The organism is Actinoplanes missouriensis 431, assembly GCF_000284295.1.
Lineage (GTDB): Bacteria > Actinomycetota > Actinomycetes > Mycobacteriales > Micromonosporaceae > Actinoplanes > Actinoplanes missouriensis.
Genome location: NC_017093.1, coordinates 5,550,131 through 5,571,422, shown reverse-complemented (window position 1 = coordinate 5,571,422; position 21,292 = coordinate 5,550,131). Strand labels below are relative to the sequence as shown.

The 21,292-nt window shown below is 73.6% G+C and carries 15 protein-coding genes; 6 read left to right on the top strand and 9 right to left on the bottom strand.

Annotated elements, in window-relative coordinates; genetic code table 11:
* Nucleotide 1 precedes the first annotated feature (1 nt).
* The 8 genes from AMIS_RS25780 to AMIS_RS25745 form a co-directional block, all read right to left on the bottom strand.
* On the bottom strand, nucleotides 2-1,957 hold the full coding sequence (locus AMIS_RS25780) for a response regulator (RefSeq protein WP_014445354.1): 1,956 nt from the start codon (nucleotides 1,955-1,957) through the stop codon (nucleotides 2-4).
* Nucleotides 1,954-3,021 (bottom strand): chemotaxis-specific protein-glutamate methyltransferase CheB, encoded by a 1,068-nt coding sequence (gene cheB, locus AMIS_RS25775; protein WP_014445353.1) that lies wholly within the window; start codon nucleotides 3,019-3,021, stop codon nucleotides 1,954-1,956. The genes AMIS_RS25780 and cheB overlap by 4 nt, the downstream gene beginning before the upstream one ends.
* Nucleotides 3,018-5,081, bottom strand: a complete 2,064-nt coding sequence (locus tag AMIS_RS25770; RefSeq protein ID WP_014445352.1) for a hybrid sensor histidine kinase/response regulator — start codon at nucleotides 5,079-5,081, stop codon at nucleotides 3,018-3,020. Before AMIS_RS25770 ends, cheB begins: the two co-directional genes overlap by 4 nt.
* A complete protein-coding gene (locus tag AMIS_RS25765) occupies nucleotides 5,081-6,550 on the bottom strand; it encodes a methyl-accepting chemotaxis protein (protein ID WP_014445351.1) in 1,470 nt (489 codons plus the stop codon). The genes AMIS_RS25770 and AMIS_RS25765 overlap by 1 nt, the downstream gene beginning before the upstream one ends.
* The gene (locus tag AMIS_RS25760) at nucleotides 6,547-7,089 is read right to left on the bottom strand and encodes a chemotaxis protein CheW (protein ID WP_014445350.1); all 543 of its coding nucleotides are present in this window, start codon (nucleotides 7,087-7,089) and stop codon (nucleotides 6,547-6,549) included. Before AMIS_RS25760 ends, AMIS_RS25765 begins: the two co-directional genes overlap by 4 nt.
* Entirely contained in the window at nucleotides 7,086-8,570 is a 1,485-nt protein-coding gene (locus AMIS_RS25755; RefSeq protein ID WP_014445349.1) for a CheR family methyltransferase, read from the bottom strand. Before AMIS_RS25755 ends, AMIS_RS25760 begins: the two co-directional genes overlap by 4 nt.
* The gene (locus AMIS_RS25750; protein ID WP_231859083.1) at nucleotides 8,567-9,052 is read right to left on the bottom strand and encodes a chemotaxis protein CheW; all 486 of its coding nucleotides are present in this window, start codon (nucleotides 9,050-9,052) and stop codon (nucleotides 8,567-8,569) included. The genes AMIS_RS25755 and AMIS_RS25750 overlap by 4 nt, the downstream gene beginning before the upstream one ends.
* A 128-nt stretch (nucleotides 9,053-9,180) precedes the next feature.
* Nucleotides 9,181-10,533, bottom strand: coding sequence for an acyltransferase family protein (locus tag AMIS_RS25745; RefSeq protein ID WP_014445347.1), 1,353 nt, complete (start codon nucleotides 10,531-10,533; stop codon nucleotides 9,181-9,183).
* 289 nt (nucleotides 10,534-10,822) lie between these two features.
* Here AMIS_RS25745 and AMIS_RS25740 point away from each other — a divergent pair, with 289 nt between their 5' ends.
* From AMIS_RS25740 to AMIS_RS25715, 6 genes are all read left to right on the top strand, one after another.
* Nucleotides 10,823-11,359 carry a CAP domain-containing protein gene (locus AMIS_RS25740; RefSeq protein ID WP_197537971.1) on the top strand — a complete coding sequence of 179 codons (537 nt, stop codon included), beginning with the start codon at nucleotides 10,823-10,825 and terminating at the stop codon, nucleotides 11,357-11,359.
* A gap of 187 nt (nucleotides 11,360-11,546) precedes the next feature.
* Complete coding sequence (locus AMIS_RS25735) at nucleotides 11,547-12,260, top strand: L,D-transpeptidase family protein (RefSeq protein ID WP_014445345.1); 714 nt, start codon at nucleotides 11,547-11,549, stop codon at nucleotides 12,258-12,260.
* Between the two features lie 65 nt (nucleotides 12,261-12,325).
* The gene (locus AMIS_RS25730; RefSeq protein WP_014445344.1) at nucleotides 12,326-13,627 is read left to right on the top strand and encodes an efflux RND transporter periplasmic adaptor subunit; all 1,302 of its coding nucleotides are present in this window, start codon (nucleotides 12,326-12,328) and stop codon (nucleotides 13,625-13,627) included.
* The gene (locus AMIS_RS25725) at nucleotides 13,624-14,301 is read left to right on the top strand and encodes an ABC transporter ATP-binding protein (protein ID WP_014445343.1); all 678 of its coding nucleotides are present in this window, start codon (nucleotides 13,624-13,626) and stop codon (nucleotides 14,299-14,301) included. Before AMIS_RS25730 ends, AMIS_RS25725 begins: the two co-directional genes overlap by 4 nt.
* A complete protein-coding gene (locus tag AMIS_RS25720; protein WP_014445342.1) occupies nucleotides 14,298-15,482 on the top strand; it encodes an ABC transporter permease in 1,185 nt (394 codons plus the stop codon). The genes AMIS_RS25725 and AMIS_RS25720 overlap by 4 nt, the downstream gene beginning before the upstream one ends.
* A gap of 59 nt (nucleotides 15,483-15,541) precedes the next feature.
* Nucleotides 15,542-16,546 carry a GGDEF domain-containing protein gene (locus AMIS_RS25715; protein WP_014445341.1) on the top strand — a complete coding sequence of 335 codons (1,005 nt, stop codon included), beginning with the start codon at nucleotides 15,542-15,544 and terminating at the stop codon, nucleotides 16,544-16,546.
* On the opposite strand, the gene AMIS_RS42965 is transcribed toward AMIS_RS25715, so the two are convergent.
* On the bottom strand, nucleotides 16,533-20,861 hold the full coding sequence (locus tag AMIS_RS42965) for a tetratricopeptide repeat protein (protein ID WP_157435060.1): 4,329 nt from the start codon (nucleotides 20,859-20,861) through the stop codon (nucleotides 16,533-16,535). The two genes, AMIS_RS25715 and AMIS_RS42965, sit on opposite strands and share 14 nt — an antisense overlap.
* Nucleotides 20,862-21,292 lie beyond the last annotated feature (431 nt).

Below are 21,292 nucleotides of genomic sequence, written 5' to 3'. Positions count from 1 at the left end.
GTCAGGAGCGGCGCGGGGCGGGGTGCTCCGGGGGCAGGGTGAACCAGAACGTGGCGCCCTTGCCCTCGGTGCTCTCCGCCCAGATCTCCCCGCCGTGCCGCTCGACCGCCCGGTGCACCGTCGTCAGCCCGATGCCGGTGCCCGGGAAGTCGCGGGCGTCGTGCAGCCGGGCGAACGGCCGGAACAGCTGCCCGGCCTGCTCGGACGGGAAACCGGCGCCGTTGTCGCGGACGTAGAACCGGTCCTCCTCGGCGCCCACCTCGACCACCGGGTTCTCCACCTTGCGGCTGAACTTCACCGCGTTGTTGATCAGGTTCTCCAGGATGACCCGGACCAGGCCCTCGTCGCCGTCGGCGGTCATCCCCTCGACCACCGTGAACGCGACCGTCCGGTCCGGGTCGCGGGCCGCCACCTCGCCGATCACCTGACGGGCCGTCGCGGTCATGTCGAAGGTCTCCCGCCGCAGGTCGCCCCGGCTCGCCCGGGCCAGGATCAGCAGCGACTCCACCAGATCGGCCATCCGCAGCGCGGCCGCGTGGATCCGGGTGATCCGGTGCCGGGTCGCCTCGCCGAGCGGCTCGCCGTCCTCCTCGTCCAGCACGTGCTCGGCGAAGCTGCTGATCACCTGGAGCGGCCCGCGCAGATCGTGCGAGACCGACCCGGAGAACGCCTCCAGCTCCCGGTTGCGCCACTCCAGCTCCTCGACCAGCGCGGCGCGGGTCTCGGCCAGGTGCCGGGCCGCGCGCTCCTCGGCGGCGTCCAGCTCGCGGCGCATCAGCTCCTCCCGGATCCGCCGGGCCTCGTCGTGCGACTGCTTGCGGCGGATCTGCGCCCGGACGTGCACCCGCAGGCCCTCCGGCACGTCGCTGTCCCGGACGTAGTCGTCGGCGCCCGCGGCCAGGCAGTCGAGCATCCGGTCCTCCGGCCCGGTCATGATCATCGGGAGCTCGCCGACCTGCGGCACCTCGCGGAAGCGCCGGCAGGTCGCCTTCGCCAGCTCCAGGTCGCCGTCGAGGCCCAGCACGATGCAGTCCACCGGCTGGGCGGCCAGCAGCTCCAGGGCGTCGTCGATGCCGCCGGCCTGCACGATGTCGTACGCCTCGGTGCGCAGCGACTCCGCCCACCGCTCCCGCTCGGTCCGCTCCGGGCTGACCGTCAGCACCTTGCCCGGACCGTGCAGGCTGCCGATCGACTCGATCGGCAGCTGTTCCGCGCTCTGCCGCAGCACCGCGGCCAGCTTCGCGAGGACCACCGCGAGATCCTGCTGCTTGCGGACGAACGCGTCGGCGCCGGCCTCCAGCATCTGCATCTCGGTGGCGTAGTCGTCGGCGGCCGTCATCAGGATGCACGGGGTGTCCCGCAGCGCCGGGTCCAGCCGGATCCGGCGGATCACCGTCGCGCCGTCGATGCCCGGCATCACGCCGTCCACGATCACCGCGTTCGGCCGCCGGTCGGCCGCCATCCGCAGGCCGTCCTCGCCGCTGGCCGCGGTCAGCACCGCGTACCCCTCCGGCTCCAGCAGGTCACGCAGCTGCTCGCGGAACGTCACGCTGTCGTCGATCACCAGCACGGTGGTGTGCCCGGCGGCCTGCGGCGCCTCACCCAGCAATTGACGGGTACGCGCGACCACGTACCCGGCGTCGTAGGGCTTGCCCACGTACTCGTCGGCGCCGATCCGCAGCCCGGCCAGCCGGTCCGCCACCTCGTGCTCGCTGGAGAGCAGCATGGTGACCACGCCGGCCCGGCAGCCGCGCAGCTCGGTGAGCAGTTCCAGGCCGTCCGCGTCGGGCAGGACCACGTCGAGCACCGCCGCGTCGAAGACCGACGCCGCGAACGCGGCCCGTGCCTCCGCGCCGGTGGCGCAGAGGATGGTGGTGAAGCCGTCGTCGGAGAACGCGTCGTTCAGGTCCATCCGCACGGTGAGGCTGTCGTCGACGATCAGCACGGTCGGTGTCATCGCCGGGACACCGCCGGATGCAGTTCGGCGAGCCGGGCGGCCATCCGCCCCGGCGGCAGCACGTGCACGGCCGCGCCGATCAGCGCCGCCTCCCGCGGCATGCCGTAGACGACGCAGCTCCCCTCGTCCTGGGCGAACGTGATCGCGCCCCGGTTGCGCATCTGCAGCAGCCCGGCCGCGCCGTCCCGGCCCATCCCGGTGAGCAGGCAGCCGGCCGCGGTCGAGCCGAACTCGGCGGCCACCGACTCGAAGAGCACGTCCACGGCGGGCCGGCAGGAGTGCCGGGGCGGCCCGTCGCTGAGCCGCAGCAGTTTGTCCCGGACGTACAGGTGGCGGTCCGGGGGAGCGAGCAGCACCTGGCCGCCGATCCGGCTGATCGGGGTGCCGTCGGTCGCGTAGCGCACGTTGCGGCCGGTCTGCCCGGCGAGCCAGTCGGAGAACGCCACCGCGAACTGCTCGCTCGCCGCGATGTGCTGCACCACCAGGACCGGGGTGCCGAAGTTCGGCGGCAGCTCGCGGATCAGCGTGGTGAGCGCGCCCGGGCCACCGGTGGACGCGCCGATCGCGACCACGCTGAGCGCCGCCGCGGCGGCCGGCGCCGTGGACGCGGACGTCACCGCCACCGGCGCGGGCCGGGCCCGGCCGCCCAGCCGGGCCCGCGGATGGGTGATCACCCGGATCCGGGAGACCATCCGCAGGGTGGTGCGCAGCCGCTGGCCCCAGTCCGCGTCCGAGTCGTCGCCGCGCGGCTTCTCCAGCACGTCCACCGCCCCGGCGGCGAGCGCGTTGTACGTGCTGAACAGCTCCTGCCGGTCCGCCGACGAGACGACCAGGATCGGCGTCGGATGCTCGGCCATGATGTGCTCGGTGGCATCCAGCCCGCTGATGCCGGGCAGCATCATGTCCATCGTGATCACGTCGGGGCGCAGCCGGCCGGCCAGCTCGACGGCCCGCTCGCCGTCCACCGCCTCGCCGACGACCTGCAGCTCCGGGTCCGGGGCGAGCGCCTCCCGCAGGTGGTGGCGCATGGTGAGGGAGTCCTCGACGATCAGAACCCGGATCATGAGCGCACCACCAGTCGACGGATGTGGGCCAGCAGCTCTTCCTGGTCGAACTCGCCCTTGACCACGTACGCGTCGGCGCCCGCCTCCCGGCCGCGTTCCCGGTCCTCGGCGCCGGCCCGCGAGCTGACCAGCACGCACGGGACGGCCGCCAGCCGCGGGTCGGCCCGGATCCGCTCGACCAGCGTGAAGCCGTCGATGCCGGGCATGTCGATGTCGGAGAGGATCAGCCCGTACCGGCCGCCGCGGGCCTTCTCCAGGCCCTCCTCGCCGGAGGCGGCGAGCTCGACCTCGTACCCGGCCGACTCCAGGATGCTGCGCTCCAGCATCCGGGTGGTGAGCGAGTCGTCCACCACCAGGATCGGCAGCGGCGTGGCCGAGGCGCCCGCCGTCCGGGGGTTGGTGTGGTGCCCGCGCAGCACCACCGAGGCCAGCCCTTCCGGGTCCAGCACGAGCCGGGGGCGGCCGTCCGCCTCGATCGAGACGCTGCTGATCACCGGGGAGGCCGGGGCGAGCTCCGGGAGCGGCCGGGCCACCAGGGCCGAGGTCCCGCAGAGCCGGTCCGCCCCGACCGCGAACGTGCCGGTCGAGCAGTCGACCACGATCGCGGCGCCGGTGCCCGGGGTGTCGGGGACCGTGTCACCGGTGTAGAGCACCTCGGCGAGGGGGAGGAAGGGGGCGGCGCTCCCGTCGTACAGGATCTGCCCGCTCGCGGCGGCGGCGGCCGCCTCCGCGGCACTCAGCCGCAGGCATCCGCGGACCGCGTCCAGGGGGACCGTCGCGCTGGAGCCACCCGCCTCGACCATCAGCCCGGTCATGCTGAGCAGGGTGAGCGGGATGGTCAGCTCGACCGTGGCGCCCTCGCCGGGCCTGCTGCGGACGTCGACCTCACCGTGCAGCTGCGCCGCGACGTCGCGGACCGCGTCCATCCCGATGCCGCGCCCGGCCACCTCGGTGACCTGCGCCGAGGTGCTGATGCCGCCGCGCAGCACCAGATCGAGGAGCTCCTGGTCGGCGGGCGCCTGCTCGCTCTCGCCCAGCATCCCGCGCTCGGTGGCGGTCCGCCGCAGCGCCGCGAGATCGAAGCCGCGCCCGTCGTCCACGCAGCGGAACACCGCCCACCGGCCGCGCCGCTCCACCGTGACCGTGACCGTGCCCTCGGCCGGTTTGCCGGCGGCGAGCCGCACCTCCTCCGGTTCCATGCCGTGCGCCACGGCGTTGCGCACCACGTGCAGGAACGCCCCGCTGACCGGGCCGAGCAGGTGGGCGCCCATCCGGATGTCGGCGCCGTGGGTGACGAACCGTACCTTCCGGCCCTCGGTGTCCGCCGCGTCGCGCACCGCCCGGCGCAGCGCCGTGAAGATGGTGCCGGCCGGCACCAGCCGCAGAGCCTCGGCCTTGGCCCGGACGTCGTCGAGTCCGCGCTCGATTTGATCGGCTGCGTCGGTGAACCGGCGGCTCGCCGTGCCGATCTCGCCGGCGAGCCGGACCGCGGAGGTCCGTGCCGCGGCGGGATCGCCGGTGCGCAGCTGGTCGGCGAGCGTCTCGGCGAAGCGGTGCAGGCGCTCGATCGTGCCGCAGCCCTCGCGCATCGGGGCCATCTGGGCGCTGGTCTCGCTGATCGCGTCGAGCAACTCGTCCAGGTCGCTGGAGGACGCCCGGCTGGGCACGACGGCCTCCGGTTCCGGCATGGCCGGCGCGACCGGCGGGGCGGGGGCGTCCGGGACGGCCGGCGGTTCGTCCGGCGGTCCGGGCGTCTCCATCTCGGCGACGTGCGCCAGGATCTCGTCGTTGAGGCGGAGCAGCTCCCGCATCTCCTCGGCCGCCAGGGGACTGTCGCCCGTCCGGTGCGGCACCAGGATCTCCTCGAACGCGTGCGCCCGGTCGGCGATCTCCTTCTGCTTCACCACCCGGGCCGCGCCCTTGAGGGTGTGCGCCACGCGCAGCAGCCGGCCCACCGGCTCGGGGCCGGGCCGCTGGTCCAGGTCGAGGACGCCGGCGCTGATCTGGTCGATCAGTTCCCGGGCCTCGAGCCGGAAGTAGCGCAGCGGGTCGCGAGCCATCAGTGCTTTCCGGACCCGACGAGTTCGAGCAGATCACCGGAGAGTGCGGTGAGATGCGCCGCGGTCTGTTTCGTCTGCACCGCGCTGCTCTCGGTCTCCCGGGACACCCGGGCGGTGTCGCCGGCCGCGACGTTCACCTGTTCCACCGCGGTGGTCTGCTGTTTCGTCGAGAGCTCGATCTCCCGGGTGGCGTCGTTGGTGGTGGCGACCAGCTTGACGATCTCGCGGAACGAGTTGGTGGCCTCGTTGAACTGCCGGGCGCCGGAGTCCACCGCCTTCGCCCCGATCTCGGTGGCCATCACCGTGGTGTTGACCGCCCCGCGCACGTCCTCGATCAGCGCCCGGATCTCCTTGGCCGACGCCGCCGTCCGGTCCGCCAGCTTGCGGATCTCCTCGGCGACCACGGCGAACCGCCGGCCCCACTCGCCCGCGCCGCTCGCCTCGATGGTGGCGTTGATGGCCAGGATGTTGGTCTGCTCGGCCAGCTCCGAGACCAGGTCGACGACCGAACCGATCTGCTGCGACTTCTCGCCGAGCGACAGCATGTGCTGCACGATCTGGTCCACCTGGGTACGGATCGCCGTGATCGACGCGCGGGTCTGATCGATCGTCGCGTCACCGGCCCGGGCCGCCGCCTCGGTCTCCTCCGCGATCTTGGACACCCGTTGGGCGGAGTCGGCGATCTGCCGCGAGGTGATCAGCAGCTCGCTGATCGTGGTGGTGATCTCGCTCATCGCGCTGGCCTGGTCCCGGCCGCCGCTGACCTGCTGCGACGCGGCCGCCTCCAGCTGCGCCGAGGAGCTCTGGATGTGCCCGACCGCGGCGCCCACCTCCCGCTTGAGGTCCCGGCTCAGCCGCCAGGCCACCGCGGCGGCACAGGCCGTGGCCAGCGCCCCCAGGGCGATGATCGCGGTGATCGCCAGGTTGGCCCGCTCGGAGGACTCCCGGCGATCGGTCTCCAGGTCGGATCGGACGCGGGCGATCAGGTCCGCGAGCGCGGACTGCAACTGCTCCCGCAACGGCACGGACTGGTTGTCGTTGACCCGGATGATCTCGTCGACGGTCGCCCCGGCGGCCCGCTGCGCCATCACCCGGGCGACCGCCGCGGCGTGCTCGGCCTCGAGCTGCTCCACCTCGTCGAGCATGGTCTGCAGCGCGGTCTCCGGCATCGCGGCGCGCAGGGCCGTCAGCTGGGTCGCGAACGTCTTGCGGTCGGCCTCGGCCGCGTCCGAGAAATCCTGGGTCCGGTAGAGCAGGTAACCGCGGAAGTCGGCGAGCCGGGTCTCCAGCGTGCGCCCGAGCGTCTCCGCGCCGACCAGGTTCGTGGTGGCGTTCGTGATGACCCGGTCCTTGTAGTTCACCACGAAGATCAGGGCCCCGACCGCGGTGCCGATGGAGAGCAGGGTCAGGGCGATGGTGATGGCGACGCCGAAGGCCAGCTTCCGGCCGTAGGTGCTTCCGGCCATCATGACGACTCCTCAGAATCAGGCCGGTGCCCGGCCAGCTGATGGACGAGCGCGCGGGTCGCCGGCACGTCCACGATCGGCCGGTTGCCGTCCGGCAGCCGGACCAGTCCCTGCAGGTACGCCTGTGGCCCGCCGTCACCGATCGAACCCGCCACCACGTCGGTCACCGGCACCCGCAGGTGGTGGTCGAGCTGGTGGAAGGCGAGCGCCAGCGGTGGCGTGCCGCTGGTCAGAACCAGCCAGCGGGGCCGTTCCGGGATCGGGTGGCCGAGCAGGGCGGCCAGGTCGTAGACCGGCACCACGGTGCCGGCGAACCCGGCCACGCCGAGCAGCGCGGGCACCGGGGTGGGCAGCGCGGTCACCGGCCGGTCCGGGTGCACGCCGGAGGCCTGGGCGAGACGGAGGGCGTACGGCCGGCCGCCCACCCCGATCGCGAGCAGCTCCACGCTGTCCGCGCCGACGGTCCGGGCCGGCTCGGCGAACGACCTGTCGAACTCGGTGCGGAGCCGGCTCACCCGGTCGGCCACCGACGGCCCGGTCACCGCCGCACCCCACAGGCCTCCAGTTCGGTACGGCAGAGCGTGGTCAGCGCGAGCCGCCCGAATCCGCCGCCGAACAGCACGATCCGCTCCTCGTCCTCGGCCGCCAGCAACCCGAGGGCCGGTTCCAGGTGGGCGACCGCGCCCCGGCCGTCGCCACGCCGCCGGGCCAGCAGGCCGAGCCGCAGCCGGGGCATCGCGAACCCCGGATCCAGGTACGCGGCCAGCCGGTACTGCCCGACCGCCTGATCCGCGCAGTCCAGCTCGTGGCAGACGCCGAGCAGGTGATGCGCGTCCGGGTGCGGCCCGCCGATCTCCATCAGCCGGTGTGCGGCGTCCCGGGCCTCGTCGATCCGGCCGGACTGGGCCAGCAGCACGCCGCTCAGCAGCAGCTCGCGGATCCCGGCCGGGTCGCCGAGTGCGTCCAGCGCGTCGCTGAACAGGTCGTCGCGGAGCAGTCCGAGCGCCCGGTCGTAGGCCGGTGTCCCGGTCGGCTCCACCCGGCGAACCGGTGTCTCCATCCGGCGCGGTGCCGGCGGCGTCCGCTGCGGCGGCGAGGCCGCGTCCGATCCCGGTCCCGATTCCGCCGGCCGCCCGGATTCCGCCGGCCGCCCGGATTCCGCCGGCCGCCCGGATTCCGGCGGCCGCGCCGGCCGGTCCGGCTCGGCCTCCTCGCGCCGGTAGAAGACGGTTCCGCCGTCGTGGCACAGCCGCAGGCCGTCCGGATCGCTGCCGAGCGAGTCGGTGTGCCCGAGGAAGAGGTAGCCGCCGGGCGCGAGCGCGTCGGTGAGCCACCGGATCAGCCGGCCCGCGATGGCCGGGGTCAGGTACATCAGCACGTTGCGGCAGAAGATCACGTCGTACCGGCCGGTCTGCCAGAGGTCCGGCGCCTCCTCGGCCAGGTTCTGCTCGGCGAACCGGACCGTGGACACCACCTCCGGCGCCACCCGGAAATCGTCGCCGGACCGGCGGAACCAGCGCTGCCGCACGTCGTCCGGGGTCTCCCGCAGCGACCACTCGGGATATGTCGCGTCGCGCGCCTTCGCCAGCATCCGCCGGCTGGCGTCGACCCCGGTCACCGCGACGATCCAGTCGCTGCCCGGCCGGGCCCGGTACGCCTCGATGGCCAGCGAGTACGCCTCCTCGCCGGACGAACACCCCACCGAGATGAGCCGGAGCACCCGCTGTCCCGCGCGGGCCGCCAGCCGCTGGGGGAGGGCCTGCTCACGCAGGATCCGGAACTGGTCGCTGTGCCGGAAGAAGTAGGTCTCGGTGATGCTGAGCGCGTCGGCGAGCGCGGTGGTCTCGCTCTCCCAGCCGGCCCGGGTCAGCCGGGCCAGGTAGGCGCGCTCGCTCAGCCCGTGCGCGGCGGCCCGCTCGGCGAGCACGGTCGTGGTCTGCGTCCCGTCCTGGTCGGTGTGCGTCCACCCGAGGCGCCGCTCGAGGATCTCCCAGAACCGGCTCAGGTCCGTCGCGCGCGTCATGCGGCGGCCCCCGTGCTGCCGGCGGCCTCCCACACCTCGTCGGGGACGGTCCGGATCCCGCGCAGCAGGACCAGCGGCTCGGTCTCCATCCGCCCGACCGCGGCGATCAGCGCCTTGGACACCACGCCGCTGAGCGCGGCGGTGGGCCCCTCGGCCGGTTCCACCTCGACCTCCTGCACGCCGAGGACCGGCCCGGTCGCGCAGGCCACCACGCCCCGGCCGGCCCGGACCGCGACGTACCGGCTGATCTCGCCGGGCTCCCCGGTGAGCAGGTGGGTGACGTCGACGACGGGTGACGGCATGCCGCGCAGGATGGACAGGCCGCGGACGTAGGGCGGCGTCCCGGCGAGCGGCCGGGTCTGCAGCGGCCGCATCGTCTCGACCACCTCGTCCAGGGGGAACGCGCAGTACAGCGGCCCAGCGTGGAACACCAGCGCTGTCACCCGAGCGCCGACCACTGCCTCCCCCTGCAGCCCTCCCACAAAGCTCAGACTAGCGACCGTATTGCCAGCTTCAGTGAGCTTCGCTCGCTTTCAGGTGGCGTGCTTTCCCGGCCGGGGACGGGCCGGTCCCGGCGCGTGGCCGCCCTCCTCGCGCCGGGACCGGGCTTTCAGGGGGCGCCGTCGTCCCCGGAGTGACCGGTCCACGGCACGCCGCCGTACCCGGCCTGGTGCTGCGGCGCGGCCTCGTCGAACCCGTACCCCGGCACCGGGCGCCCGGCCACCGGCATGTCGGTCCCGCCCGGCGTCAGCCGCAGCCCCGGTGTTGCCTGGAAACCGAGCGTGACCGGCTCGGACGGGTGGACGACGGGCGAGCCGGCCGGCGCCGGTCCGGCGGGACTCCGCGAGCCGGCCGGTGCCGAGGAGCCGGCCGGACCAGCCGGGCCAGCCGGGCCAACCGGCTGCGGCGGCGCGGGGCGGACCGCCGTCGGGTCGGCCGGCCACAGCCGCGGCCGGCGTCTCGCGGCCAGATCCTCGGCCCAGCCGAACGCCACCACGGCGAGCGCGGTCACCCCGAACGTGATCCCCAGCGTCACCGGAGCCTCGAACGATCCGAGATCCTCCATCGCGATCGCGGCGAGGATCGGCCAGACCGCGGCGATCGCGGCGCCGTGCCAGAGGTAGACCGTGACGGCCCGCGCGTTGAGCAGGTTCACCAGCCGGTCCACGGCCGGGACCGCGACCAGCTTCTCGATCGGCGGCTGCCAGCGCAGCACCAGCAGGACGAACGCCAGCGAGTAGACCGCCTGCGCCTCGGAGACCTCGTTCAGGTCCCAGCCGGTCTCCTCGTGACCCTGGACGAGCCACGTCAGGCCGAGGCCGGCGAGCGCGGCGAAGGCGCTGAGGACCAGGACCGGATGGGTACGGCCGAGCCGCCCGTCCCGGTGTGCGAAACCGGCCAGCCAGCACGCGCCGTACGTGGCGAGGTCCCACAGCGCCGACTCGACCGGCGCCGGCATCCCGAACGAGCCGCGCTCCAGCACGACCATGAGCAGCAGCGGCAGGGCGAGCAGCGGCCAGCCCACCCGGCGGAACAGCGGGAAGAGCACGGGGGAGAGCAGAACCAGCCAGAGGTACGTCCGGACGTACCAGAGCGCGTCCCAGACGAAGGCCCCCGCGTCGCTGCCCGGCGGGTCGCCGAGCGGGAGCAGCCAGAAGACCAGTGTGGACGGCTGGAACGGGTGCTCGCCGCCGGTCTCGCCCCGCCATCCGGCGTAGAGCATGGCGGGCACCGCGACCAGGCCGAGGAGCCAGACCGGGGGGAGCAGGCGGCGCATCCGGGAGGTCACCACGCTCCCGGCGGACCGCTTCGCCAGGGACGCCGCGGTGAGCGAGCCGGCCACCGCGAACATCACGCCCATGGCCGGGAACACGATGGACAGGATCGGCCATCCGAAGTGGTGATAGACGATCACCCGGATGATCGCGGCGGCGCGGAGAAGATCCAGGTATCGATTTCGCACCGCGAAAAAGTAGCGGCGGCGGGGGAGGGATCGGGACCGGCCGGGCGGCCGTCAATAACGCCTGAGCGGATTACCCCGATAGACGGAATGATCCGGTTTTCCGGTGCGATTGTGCGACGCGTGTGCTGCCGGGAAACGACGTTCGCGCAGCTCACCCCGTACCAGAGAAGGGTGTTGATCTTCAGGGGCCGGAAAGCGGCGAGTGTCCGGCGCGAATCAGCGGCCGTTGGTCAACCGGCGTGCGTCGCGGAACGGCCGGGACGCCCTGATCGACGGGATCGACAACGTTATGCGGAGACTTCTGACGGTGGCCTGCGCGGCCGCCGCGATGCTGGCCGCGGGTGGGATACCAGTGCAGGCGCGGCAGCCGGGCGGGATGGTGCTGGAGCGGACGGCGCGTGACGCGGTGTCGGCGCGGGACATCTCGGACAGCCCCACCGCCCCGGTCCAGCAGGAGGTCCTCGCACTCGTCAACCAGAACCGGCGCGGGCACGGCTGTGACGCGCTGACCGCGGACCGGCGGCTGATCGAGGCCGCGAACCGGCACGCCGCGGACATGGCGCGCCGCAACTACTTCGACCACGAGGACGGGCGCGGCGACCGGGCCGGCGAGCGGGTCAGTCACGCGGGGTACTCGTGGCGCCGCTACGGCGAGAACATCGCCCGGGGGCAGAAGTCGCCGTTCGAGGTGGTCGGCGACTGGATGGCCAGCCCGAGTCATCGGGAGAACATCCTGGACTGCCGGCTGGAGCAGATGGGTGTCGGATTGGCGATCGCCGGCGGTGACACTCCGTACTGGGTTCAGGACTTCGCCACTCCGCGTTGACGGTCTGACAACTCCCCGGATTCTCAAGCGCGTCACCGGCGTGCCGATGGCATACCGGTTTCGTGTCACGGCCCTTCCCCGTACGCCGGAAGTGGGACGGCTGTGCTTCGATGTGCGGACAGAAACTCCTGGGGAGGATGCAGATTTGGCAGTGAGACGGGTTTCCGCCCGCCTCATCGGCGCCGCGATGGCGGCGCTGGTGGGCGGTGGTCTCGGCGCGTTCGCGCTGACGCCGGCGGGCGCCGGTGCGGCAGCGCCGGTGACCACGTCCGTGGCCACCGCGGTGGTCACCAAGGCGGCTGCCGCGTCGTGCGCGACCGGCAAGTACCAGAAGCAGGTCGAGGGCTACCTCAAGAAGCTGGGCGGGTACGGGACGCTCACGGTCGACGGCAAGCAGTCCGCCGCCGACTGTGCCGCGATCGTCAAGTTCCAGAAGCGGTTCGGCATCCAGCCGGCCAAGGGTCTTGCGGGCCCGACAACCTACGACGTCGCCAAGCGACTGGCGTCGACGAAGACGTCGGCCTGCAAGGCGAAGAAGAAGGGCATCACGTTCTGCGTCGATCTGAAGAATCAGACGACGTACGTGATGAAGAACGGCAAGGTGCACGTCAAGCCGACGATCACCCGGACCGGCATGAAGGGCTACCGGACCCCGGCCGGCACCTTCAAGATCAACAAGCGGACCAAGAAGGAGTGGTCGGACCCGTACGAGGTGTGGCTGCCGTACTGGCAGCGTTTCATCGGCGGACGTGGCTTCCACCAGACCACCACCTACATCCACGACATGTGGCGCGGTTCGCACGGTTGCGTCAACCTGCTCCCGCAGGATGCCAAGAAGTACTGGAGCCTCGGCAAGATCGGCTCCACGGTGAAGGTCTACGGGCGCCGTCCCGGCACCTGATCCACACGGGCCGCCCCCGCATCGGGGGCGGCCCGTTCCGTCGATGAGGACATAGAGTGGCCTCTGTGTCCCGACGCTCACCCATCGTGATCATCGCCGCCGCCGCCCTCCTGCTCCTTCCCCTGACCGCCGCCTCCTGTGACGACGAGCCCAGCGCGATCCGGCTCGGCACGGCCGCCGTCGGCGACGTCGAGGAGATCGTCGAGGCGCCCGGGACGGTGACCGCCCGGACCGCCGCCACCCTGACCGCGCCGGCCGCCGGGACCCTCACCGAGCTGCGCGTCGAGTCCGGCGACCGGGTCGACAAGGGCGACCTCCTCGCCGTGATCGACTCACCCGAGCTGGAGCAGCGGCGCGATCTCGCCGAGCGGAGTCTTGACGAGTCGGAGGTCGTCACCGTCCCCCGTGGGACGTCGGGCTTCGCCGCGGTGCGGCACCGCACCGACGAGCAGGCGGCCGACGCGTTCGAGCACGCCTCCGCGGCGGCCGACAAGATCGCCGATCCGGAGCTGAAGAAGGCGCTGAAACACCAGATCACCGCGGCGAGGCAGCAGTACGCGGCGGCGTCCGAGGCGGCCGGCGAGGCGGTCCGGTCGGTGCAGCGCGGCGTCGCCTCGCTGAGCCGGGCGGTGGGCGCGCTGAGCGCGGCGCAACGACTGCAGGCCGAGCAGGCGTACGCCCTGGCGGACGCGGCCGTCCAGGCCCTGTCGCTGCGCGCCCCGATCGGCGGGACGGTCCAGTTCGGCGGCGTCTCGCAGCCGTCCACCCCGGATCTCTCGACGATCTTGGAAGGCGGAGGCGGCGGGGTCACACAGCCGGCCGGTGTGGACAGCGCCGTCCCGGAGGGCGCCTACGTCACCGCCGGCACCCCCATCCTCACCGTCGTCGACACCAGCGAACTGGGACTCTCCGCCGACGTGGACGAGACCGACGTGCTGCTCGTCGAGCCGGGCGTGCGGGCGGAGGCCGAACTCGACGCGGCGCCCGGCGTGGTCTACCCGGCGACCGTCCGCTCCGCCGACCTGCTGCCGACCACCTCGGCGCGCGGCGGGGTGTCGTACACGGTGCGCCTCTCCGTCGGCGCCGCCGGCGACGACGCGCCACGACCGCTGCCCGGGATGAGCGCGGTGATCCGCCTGAAGGTCCGCGAGGCCGGCGACGCGGTCACCGTCCCCGCCTCCGCGGTGATCAGCGTGGACGGCCGGGACACCGTCTGGGCGGTCCGCCGCGACCGCTACGAGTCCGTCCCGGTGACCCTGGGCGTGCAGGGCGACGAGACCGTCCAGGTGGTCCGCGGCGTCGGCGCGGGGGAGCGGATCGTGGTCGCCGGCGCCGACCAGGTGACCGCCGGCGACGAGGTGCCGTGACCGCCACCACCGCCGCGATCGTGGCCGAGGACGTGACCCGCACCTACCAGCTGGACGGCCTCGAGGTACCGGCCCTGCGCGGCGTCTCGCTGACCGTCGGGGCCGGCGACTACCTGGCGATCGTCGGCACCTCGGGCAGCGGCAAGTCCACCCTGATGCACCTGCTCGGCGGGCTGGACCGGCCGACCGGCGGCACCCTGCTGATCGGCGGGCGGGACGTGTCGACGCTCAGCCCGAACGAGATGGCGGAGCTGCGCAACACCACGATCGGATTCGTCTTCCAGTCCTTCCACCTGCTCTCCCGGACGACCGCGCAGGACAACGTCGGCCTGCCGCTGGTCTACCGGGGCGTCGGGCGGCGGGAGCGGCGGGCACGGGCCGCCGCGATGCTGGAACGGGTCGGGCTGGCGCACCGGATGACCCACCGGCCCAACCAGATGTCCGGCGGGGAGCAGCAGCGGGTGGCGATCGCCCGGGCCCTGGTCACCGGGCCGTCGGTGCTGCTCGCCGACGAGCCCACCGGCAACCTGGACTCGGCGACCGGGCAGTCGGTGCTGGCGCTGCTGGAGTCGCTCAACGCCGACGGGGTGGCGCTGGTCCTGGTCACCCACGACCAGTCGGTGGCGGCTCGGGCGCAGCGGCAGATCGTCATGCGGGACGGCCTGATCGCATGAGACTCGCGGAGGCGTGGCGGGTGGCCCTCGACGCGCTGCGGGCGAACCGGCTGCGCAGCCTGCTCACCATGCTCGGCGTGATCATCGGGGTGGCCGCCGTGGTGGCGCTGGTCGGCATCGGCACCGGCACGAAGGAGCAGATCGAACGGCAGGTCGAAGGACTCGGCTCCAACCTGCTGATCGTCGTCCCCGGACGGCTCGAAGCCGGCGCCGCGCCCACCTCCTCGCCGCTCACCCTGGACGACGTGGACGCGGTGACCCGGGTGGTCGGCGACAGGTCCCGGGTCGCCGTGACGATCAGCTCCGGCGAGACCGTCCGGGCCGGGAAGAATTCCGGGTTCGCCAGCATGCAGGGCGTCCTCGAGACCACCCCCGGTGTCTTCGTCCGCCGCCTCGACCGGGGCGCCTACCTGACCAGGACCGACGTGAGCACCGGCCGCCGGGTCGCGGTCCTCGGCGCCGGGCTGGCCCGGAACCTGTTCGGCGAGCGTGACCCGATCGGCCGGCAGATCACCATCGGCGGCGTGCGGTTCCGGGTGATCGGCACGTTCGAGCCGCTCGGGCAGAGCCTCGGCGTGGACCGGGACGGTGAGGTGCACGTACCGGTCACCGCCGCGCAGCGGCTCCTCGGCACCGAACGCATCGACGGCCTCGCGATCCGCGCCCCGGACCGGGACCGGATCGACGAGCTCAGCGCGGCGGTCACCCGGACACTCGCCGAACGCCACCCGGACACCGACTTCTCCGCGGTCACCCAGGAGCAGATCCTCGGCGTGCTCGGCGACATCCTCGGGGTGCTGACCGGGGTGCTCGCCGCGATCGCCGGGATCAGCCTGCTCGTCGGCGGCGTCGGCGTCTCCAACATCATGCTGGTGTCGGTGCGCGAGCGGACCCGGGAGATCGGCCTGCGCAAGGCGGTCGGCGCGCGTCCCCGCGACATCGGCGTGCAGTTCCTGCTGGAGGCGGTCCTGCTGACCACGACCGGCGGCGTGCTCGGGATGCTGCTGGGCGGTTCGGCCGCGCTCCTGGTCGACCGGCTCTCCCCGGTTCCGGCCGCGCTGACCTGGTGGTCGATGGCCCTCGCGTTCGGGGTGTCCGCCGTGGTAGGCATCGTTTTCGGGGTGGTGCCGGCGCAGCGGGCCGGCCGCCTCGACCCGGTGGTGGCGCTGCGGACCGAGTGACGGCTCAGATCCGGCCCGCCCGCGCCGAAAGAGGGAACGCCGGCCTGCGAGGAGATGACGTGCCGTTCCAGATCCGCGACACGTACGCGGCTGCCCGTGCCGTCGCCTATCTGATGCTGGCCGCCGGCGCCTACAACCTGATCACCGGCGTCCTGATGAAGCTCGGCGACCCGGTCTCCCAGCTGATCGCGGTCGGCGTCGCCTCGGCCGCCTTCCTGATCGTCGGCGTGCTCTGCCTGCGCCGCCCGCAGTCGCTGCCCCGGGCGTTCTGGCCGGTGGTGCCGCTGCTCTCGGCCGTCGTCATCACCGGGCTGAACTACGCCACCCACGACACCACGATGGGCCCGCAGCTGTTCTACCTCTGGCCGCTGCTCTTCTCCGCGTCGTTCCAGAGCCGCCGGCTGGTCGGCGCCACCGTCGCCGCGATCTCCGCGGGCCACGCCCTGGTGGCGTTCACCTTCGCCCCGGAGACCCGGCACGCCCTCAACGACTCGATCGCGATCACCGTCGCCATGGCGATGACCGCGATCGTGGTGACCGGCCTGCGCGAACGCAACGACCGGCTCCGCGAGGTCCTCGAGGCGCAGGCCGCCTCGGACTCGCTGACCGAGGTGGCGAACCGGCGCGCCTTCGATCGGGAGCTGGCCCGCGCGGTGAGCGGCCCGGCGCCGGTCGCCCTCGTGATGGTCGACGTCGACCACTTCAAGAACATCAACGACACCTGGGGCCACGCCGCCGGCGACCGCGCCCTGCAGGCCGTCGCCGGCGCGCTGCGCGACACCGGTGACGGCGACCGGTTCGTCGCCCGGCTCGGCGGCGACGAGTTCGCGGTGCTGTTGCGGGCCGGTCCGGCCGAGGCCCTCCGGTACGCCGAACACGCCCGCTCCGAGATAGCCGCGCTCGACGGCCTCGCCTCCGGCCCGCCGCAGCTCAGCATCGGCGTCGCCGTCCTGCCCGACCACGCGCAGTCCGCCGAGGACCTGCAACGGGTCGCCGACGCCGCCCTCTACCAGGCGAAGCAGCGCGGGCGAGGGCAGAGCGCCCTGGCCGTCACCGCGGCGTGACGACCTCCTGCTCGGCGGTCGTCTCGTCGAGTGCCCCCGGCTTGCGGACCACACCCTGGATCTCACCGCCACCCCGCGGGTACGGGCCCCACCCGTCCCGCAGCACGTGGATGTAGACCGACTCGAGGCACACCCCGATCCGCTCCACCAGATCGGTGTCCTCCGGCGCGCCGAGCCGTACCGCCCGGGCGAAGTGGTCGAGCGCCTCCATCTGCCGCCCCTGGTCGAAGCAGCACCGCCCGGCGTTCTCGTGCACCACGCTGCGCACCGCGGCCGGCACGTCGGCCTCGAGGGCCCGCTGGAAGAGCCGGTCCGCCTCGATGAAGTCCCCGCGCAGCCGCAGCACGTGCGCCAGCTCCGCCTGCGCGATCACGATCGACTGCAGGTCCTGCGCCGACTCCGCGTGCGCCAGCGCCAGCCGGCTCGCCGCCGCGGCCATCCCCAGCTCGCCGAGGAGCCGGTACACCTCGGCCCGCACACTGAGCAGCCCCGCCTTGACGATGTTGTCGGCCTCGTCGGCGAGCGGCCCGTCGAGCCGTTCCCCGAGCTCCCGCAGCGCGTCCCGGTTGTCGACGACCTCCCGCAGCGTCGCCCCGTCCAGCCGCCACCGGATCGCTGACAGGTCAGCGGCGGTGAGCGGCAGATGCCGAGCCCCTTCGACCTTGTCGTCTTCCCTGTCCGCTTCCGGCTTGTCGTCCGTTTCCGGCTTCTTATCCGTTTCCGGCTTCTTATCCGTTTCCGGCTTCTTGTTCGTTTCTGGCTTCTTGTCCGCTTGCGGTTTCTTGTCCGCTTCCGGGGCGGCACCCGTCCTGCTCGCGAACCACCCACCTCCGAACGCGGTGTCCGCATAGCGCCGGGGCTCGGTGTCCGGCCCGCTCAGCTCCAGCTTCGCGATCGGCTTGAGGTTGTGCCAGGTCCCGTCCGCGTCCATGTAGGGCGCGTCCGCCCCCTCGGCCTCCGTCGTGGTCGAGCCGGGCGGCGAGGTCCAGGCATTGCCCGGTCCTTCCCCCTTGCCCGGTACGGCCGGAGCCCCACTCCCGTCGCCGCCGGCCCTCCCCGCCGTCCCGCCCGCATCGGCCGGAGCCGCCCCCGTCGCCCCGGAGTCCGCAGCCGCCCGAGCCTGTTCGCCCGTCCCACCAGGTCGAGCCTCGCCGCGCCCACTCCCACCGTGCCCGGCGTCGCCCAGTCCCGTGCCGCCGTGCCTGGCGTCGCCCGGTCCCGTGCCGCCGTGCCCGGCGTCGCCGCGCGCGGCATCGCCCAGTCCGGTGCGCCCATCTCCGGTGCCGCCGTCCTGGCCGTCACCGTGCCCGGTCCCGTTCCGCCCGTGGTCACGCGGCCCGGGCTGCACCGGAACCGCGATCCGCCGATCCCCGAGCGGAACCGTGGGCCCTTCCGCAGCCCGAGCCTCCCCACCGGCCGCAGCCGGATCGGCGGGCGGCTGCCACCCGGGAGGCGGGGGCTGCACCACCGGCTGCGAACGAGCCGTCTGCGCAGGCTCCTGCCGCACGACCTCCGGTTGCTTGGGTACCGCCTGCGTCGGCACCTGCGGCACCACCGGCACCTGCGGCGCCACCGGCACCTGCGAGGGTGCCGGCCGTGCAGCGGGCGGCCATGCCGTGGCCGCAGCGGGCTGCCGGGCCCCACCCGCAGGAGCCCCGGATCCCGGCTGGCCCGCAGCCTGCGCTGGCGCGCCGTGCCCAGGCACACTATGACCCGGCGCAGCGTGACCCGGCGCAGCGTGACCCGGCACGGCCTGACCCGGTGCAGCGTGACCCGGCACGGCCTGACCCGGCGCGGCCGGATTGGGCGCGGCGTGACCCGGCACGGCCGGACTCGGCTCGGCGGGCTGGCGGACCGGCGGCGGCCACGCGGTCGCCGCCGCCGGCACGGTTGCGTCCTGCGGACGGTCCCAGCCCGCAGGCGACACCGGCCGCGACCCGGCAGGCGGCTGGTGCGCCTCATCCGGAACGATCGACCACGGACCGTCCCCTGCGGAGAGGACCACATGCGCGGTCCGCGGCGACTTCCGCGAACGCTGCTGCGGCACATCCATCTCCCCGCCCCCGAAGGGCGCCGGGACGGTCGGCCGCCCGGCAGCGGACGGTGCCGCCGGGACGGCCGGACCGGCCGGGTGAGCCGGCACAGCCGGCCCACCCTGGAAAGCCGCTGCCTGCGGAAACGACGGCCCAGCCGGCGAGGAGGGAACCGCTTGAGCATCCGGCCCGGCCGGCGATACCGGCCGCTCCCACCCGGACAAATCCGATGAATAAGACGTCCCGGCCGACGCGTCAGGCCGCGGCTGCGGCCATGGCTGGTGCGGTGACGATGTCGGCTGTGCCGGTCCGGGTTGTGCCGAGCCCGACTGCGTCGGTCCGGGTTGTGCCGAGCCCGACTGCGTCGGTCCGGGCTGTGCCGGCCCGGGCTGTGCGGGAACGGTGGGGCGCCCATGGGCGGCGGGCACCGGCTCGGGCGCGGCCACGACCCGCGGCGTGACCGGCGGGTCCGCCTTGATCACGCGAGGCGCCGGCGGGGGAGTGGCCCGGCTCAGAACCTTCGGGGGTACGGGCATCGCCGCCCGCCGCAGAACCCGCGGCCCAGTACCGTCGTCGTCCTCCCGGCCACTGCCGGAAGCCCCCGTGGCCTCACCGGAGCCGGTCGCACCGGAGCCGGTCGCACCGGAGCCGGTTGCACCGGAGCCGGTCCCAGCCGATCCAGGCCCGCGGGAATCAGCCTCGCCGTTACCCTCCGGCCCGCGCTCCGCCCGAACCGGCCCGGCCCACGACTCCTCGCGAACCTCCTCAGCCCGGACATCCTCACGACCCGCCCCGGCCCGGCCGTCCTCGCCGGCCCGCGACTCCTCACGTGCGTGCCCGGCCCGCGACTCCTCACGCGGCGAACCCGAAGTCCCCACGCCGTCCCGCTCCGGCCGGGGAACCTCCGCCTCGTGACCGTCTCCGCGCACACCGTCCGGCCGCCGGACCCCGATGGTCGGCCCTTCGAAGAGCTCGCCCCCGTCCGTCGCCGGCACCTGCGCCCGCCCCTCGGCCGGAACCGCGGCACGTCCCTCGGCAGGCGCCGGGATCCGCCCGTCAGCCGGCTCCCGCGACTCATAGGGGGCAGGCTCCGACCGGTACAGCTCATGGTCCGGCACCTGCGCCCGCCCGGCCACCGCAGCCTCGTCCCGCCGGCCCGGCGCAGCGCCCCGGCTCTCCCCGGCGTCGTCCCGGCGGATCGGCCCGGACCCGCGGCTCTCCACCGGCTCGTCCCGGCGGGGCCGGCGTCCACCGGCCGGCCGGATCGGCCCGAAGTCCGCGTCGTCCCAGGCACGGCCACGCCCGTCGAGCCGCTCGCCGTCCTCCCACGCGGAACCACGGCCACGCCCGTCGCCCCGCTCACCGCCCTGCCACTCGAAGTCCCGCTCCGAGCCACGAACCGGACCGTCCGACCCCCGAACCGGACCGTCCGACCCCCGAACCGGACCGCGGCCCGGCCCCTCGGAACCGCGAACAGGACCGTCGAAGCGCTCGTCATGGGCGGCGACCCGGCGGCGACCGTCGGCGTCCGGTCCGCTCCGGCCGCGGCGGTCGTCCTGCTCGTAGCGGCCGGCCCGGCGCCCGTACCCGTCGATGTCGTCGTAGGACCCGGGAGCGCGACGCGCCCCGCGGTGGTCTCCGTCGCGGACCCGGCGTCGCGCGGCGTCGAAGTCGACGATGTCGCGTCCGGCGTCGCGGCGGCGCTCGTCCTCCCAGTATTCGTCGGAGCGCAGCTCGATGGTGCGGCCGTTCGGGGGCACGCGCCGGTCCGGGTCCTCCCAGCTGTCCCAGGATCCGTCGGGCCGGGCCGCCGGACCGGGCCGGCGCTCGCGGCCGCCGGGCGTGCCGCGCCGCAGGTCGGGCCGGGCGTCCGGGTCCTGGATCGGGAAGTCGGGTTTGTCGAAGTCGACGCCGAGTTCGGGACGGTTGAAGTCCACGTCGTCGAAGTCGTTGCCGGCCAGGTTCGGCTTGGAGGTGTCGATCGGCTCGAAGTCGGGATCGTCCAGCCAGCTGGGGCGCTGCTCGTCGAAGGCGGCGCGGCGAGCCGACGGCGCCTCGCCGTCACCGCGGGTGCGCCGGGTCGGGATGACCGGGTCCGGCGCGGTACGCCGGGCGTAGTGCTTCTCCTGGACCACCGCGGACTGCGGCATGAAGGAGTACTCGTCGTACTCGTCCGCCCAGTATTCGTCGTCTTCGAAGCTCATGAGGAGGCCCCGATCCGGCTCGGGGTTGTCCCGCTGCCCCAATGCCGCATCCGCGCCACCGTCCTCACGCTGTTCCACCTCCGGGCTCCGGTGCCCGCCCCTCGCGCCCCGGATTGATGCCTGCCACGTGGTGGATGTGGAAGGTTAATCACGGATTTGCGTAGTGCGCTACCGCGCTGCGGACCTCGGCCAGGGGACCCACGGGGGGCCCGCGGGGACCGATCGTCCCGGCGCCGCAGCCCGCCGAGAGTCGTCGATCATCGGGGTATACGTCCGGGAGGCCCTCCCGGTTCAACATGCTCAGCAGTGATAACGCCGGGGATCCGCCGGACCGGGACGGTGGGCGGCGGCGCTACACAGCATCAACGATGATCATTGGTTAGCGGTGACGGGGGCGGTTACGGCTTAAAAGCTTTTTAAGGTTCCCTTCAGGACAGCTAAGGACTTGCGGGCGACCCTGAACAGGTGACAGGCGAGGGTGGTGAAGGACACTCACGTTATTCGCGGAT

Bases quoted from the DNA above. Each gene is read 5' to 3' on its own strand.
- AMIS_RS25720 (WP_014445342.1), top strand. From the start codon at position 14,298: ATGAGACTCGCGGAGGCGTGGCGGGTGGCCCTCGACGCGCTGCGGGCG.
- AMIS_RS25780 (WP_014445354.1), bottom strand. From the start codon at position 1,957: ATGACACCGACCGTGCTGATCGTCGACGACAGCCTCACCGTGCGGATG.
- AMIS_RS25755 (WP_014445349.1), bottom strand. From the start codon at position 8,570: ATGACGCGCGCGACGGACCTGAGCCGGTTCTGGGAGATCCTCGAGCGG.
- AMIS_RS25740 (WP_197537971.1), top strand. From the start codon at position 10,823: ATGCGGAGACTTCTGACGGTGGCCTGCGCGGCCGCCGCGATGCTGGCC.
- cheB (WP_014445353.1), bottom strand. From the start codon at position 3,021: ATGATCCGGGTTCTGATCGTCGAGGACTCCCTCACCATGCGCCACCAC.
- AMIS_RS25735 (WP_014445345.1), top strand. From the start codon at position 11,547: ATGGCGGCGCTGGTGGGCGGTGGTCTCGGCGCGTTCGCGCTGACGCCG.
- AMIS_RS25765 (WP_014445351.1), bottom strand. From the start codon at position 6,550: ATGATGGCCGGAAGCACCTACGGCCGGAAGCTGGCCTTCGGCGTCGCC.
- AMIS_RS25770 (WP_014445352.1), bottom strand. From the start codon at position 5,081: ATGGCTCGCGACCCGCTGCGCTACTTCCGGCTCGAGGCCCGGGAACTG.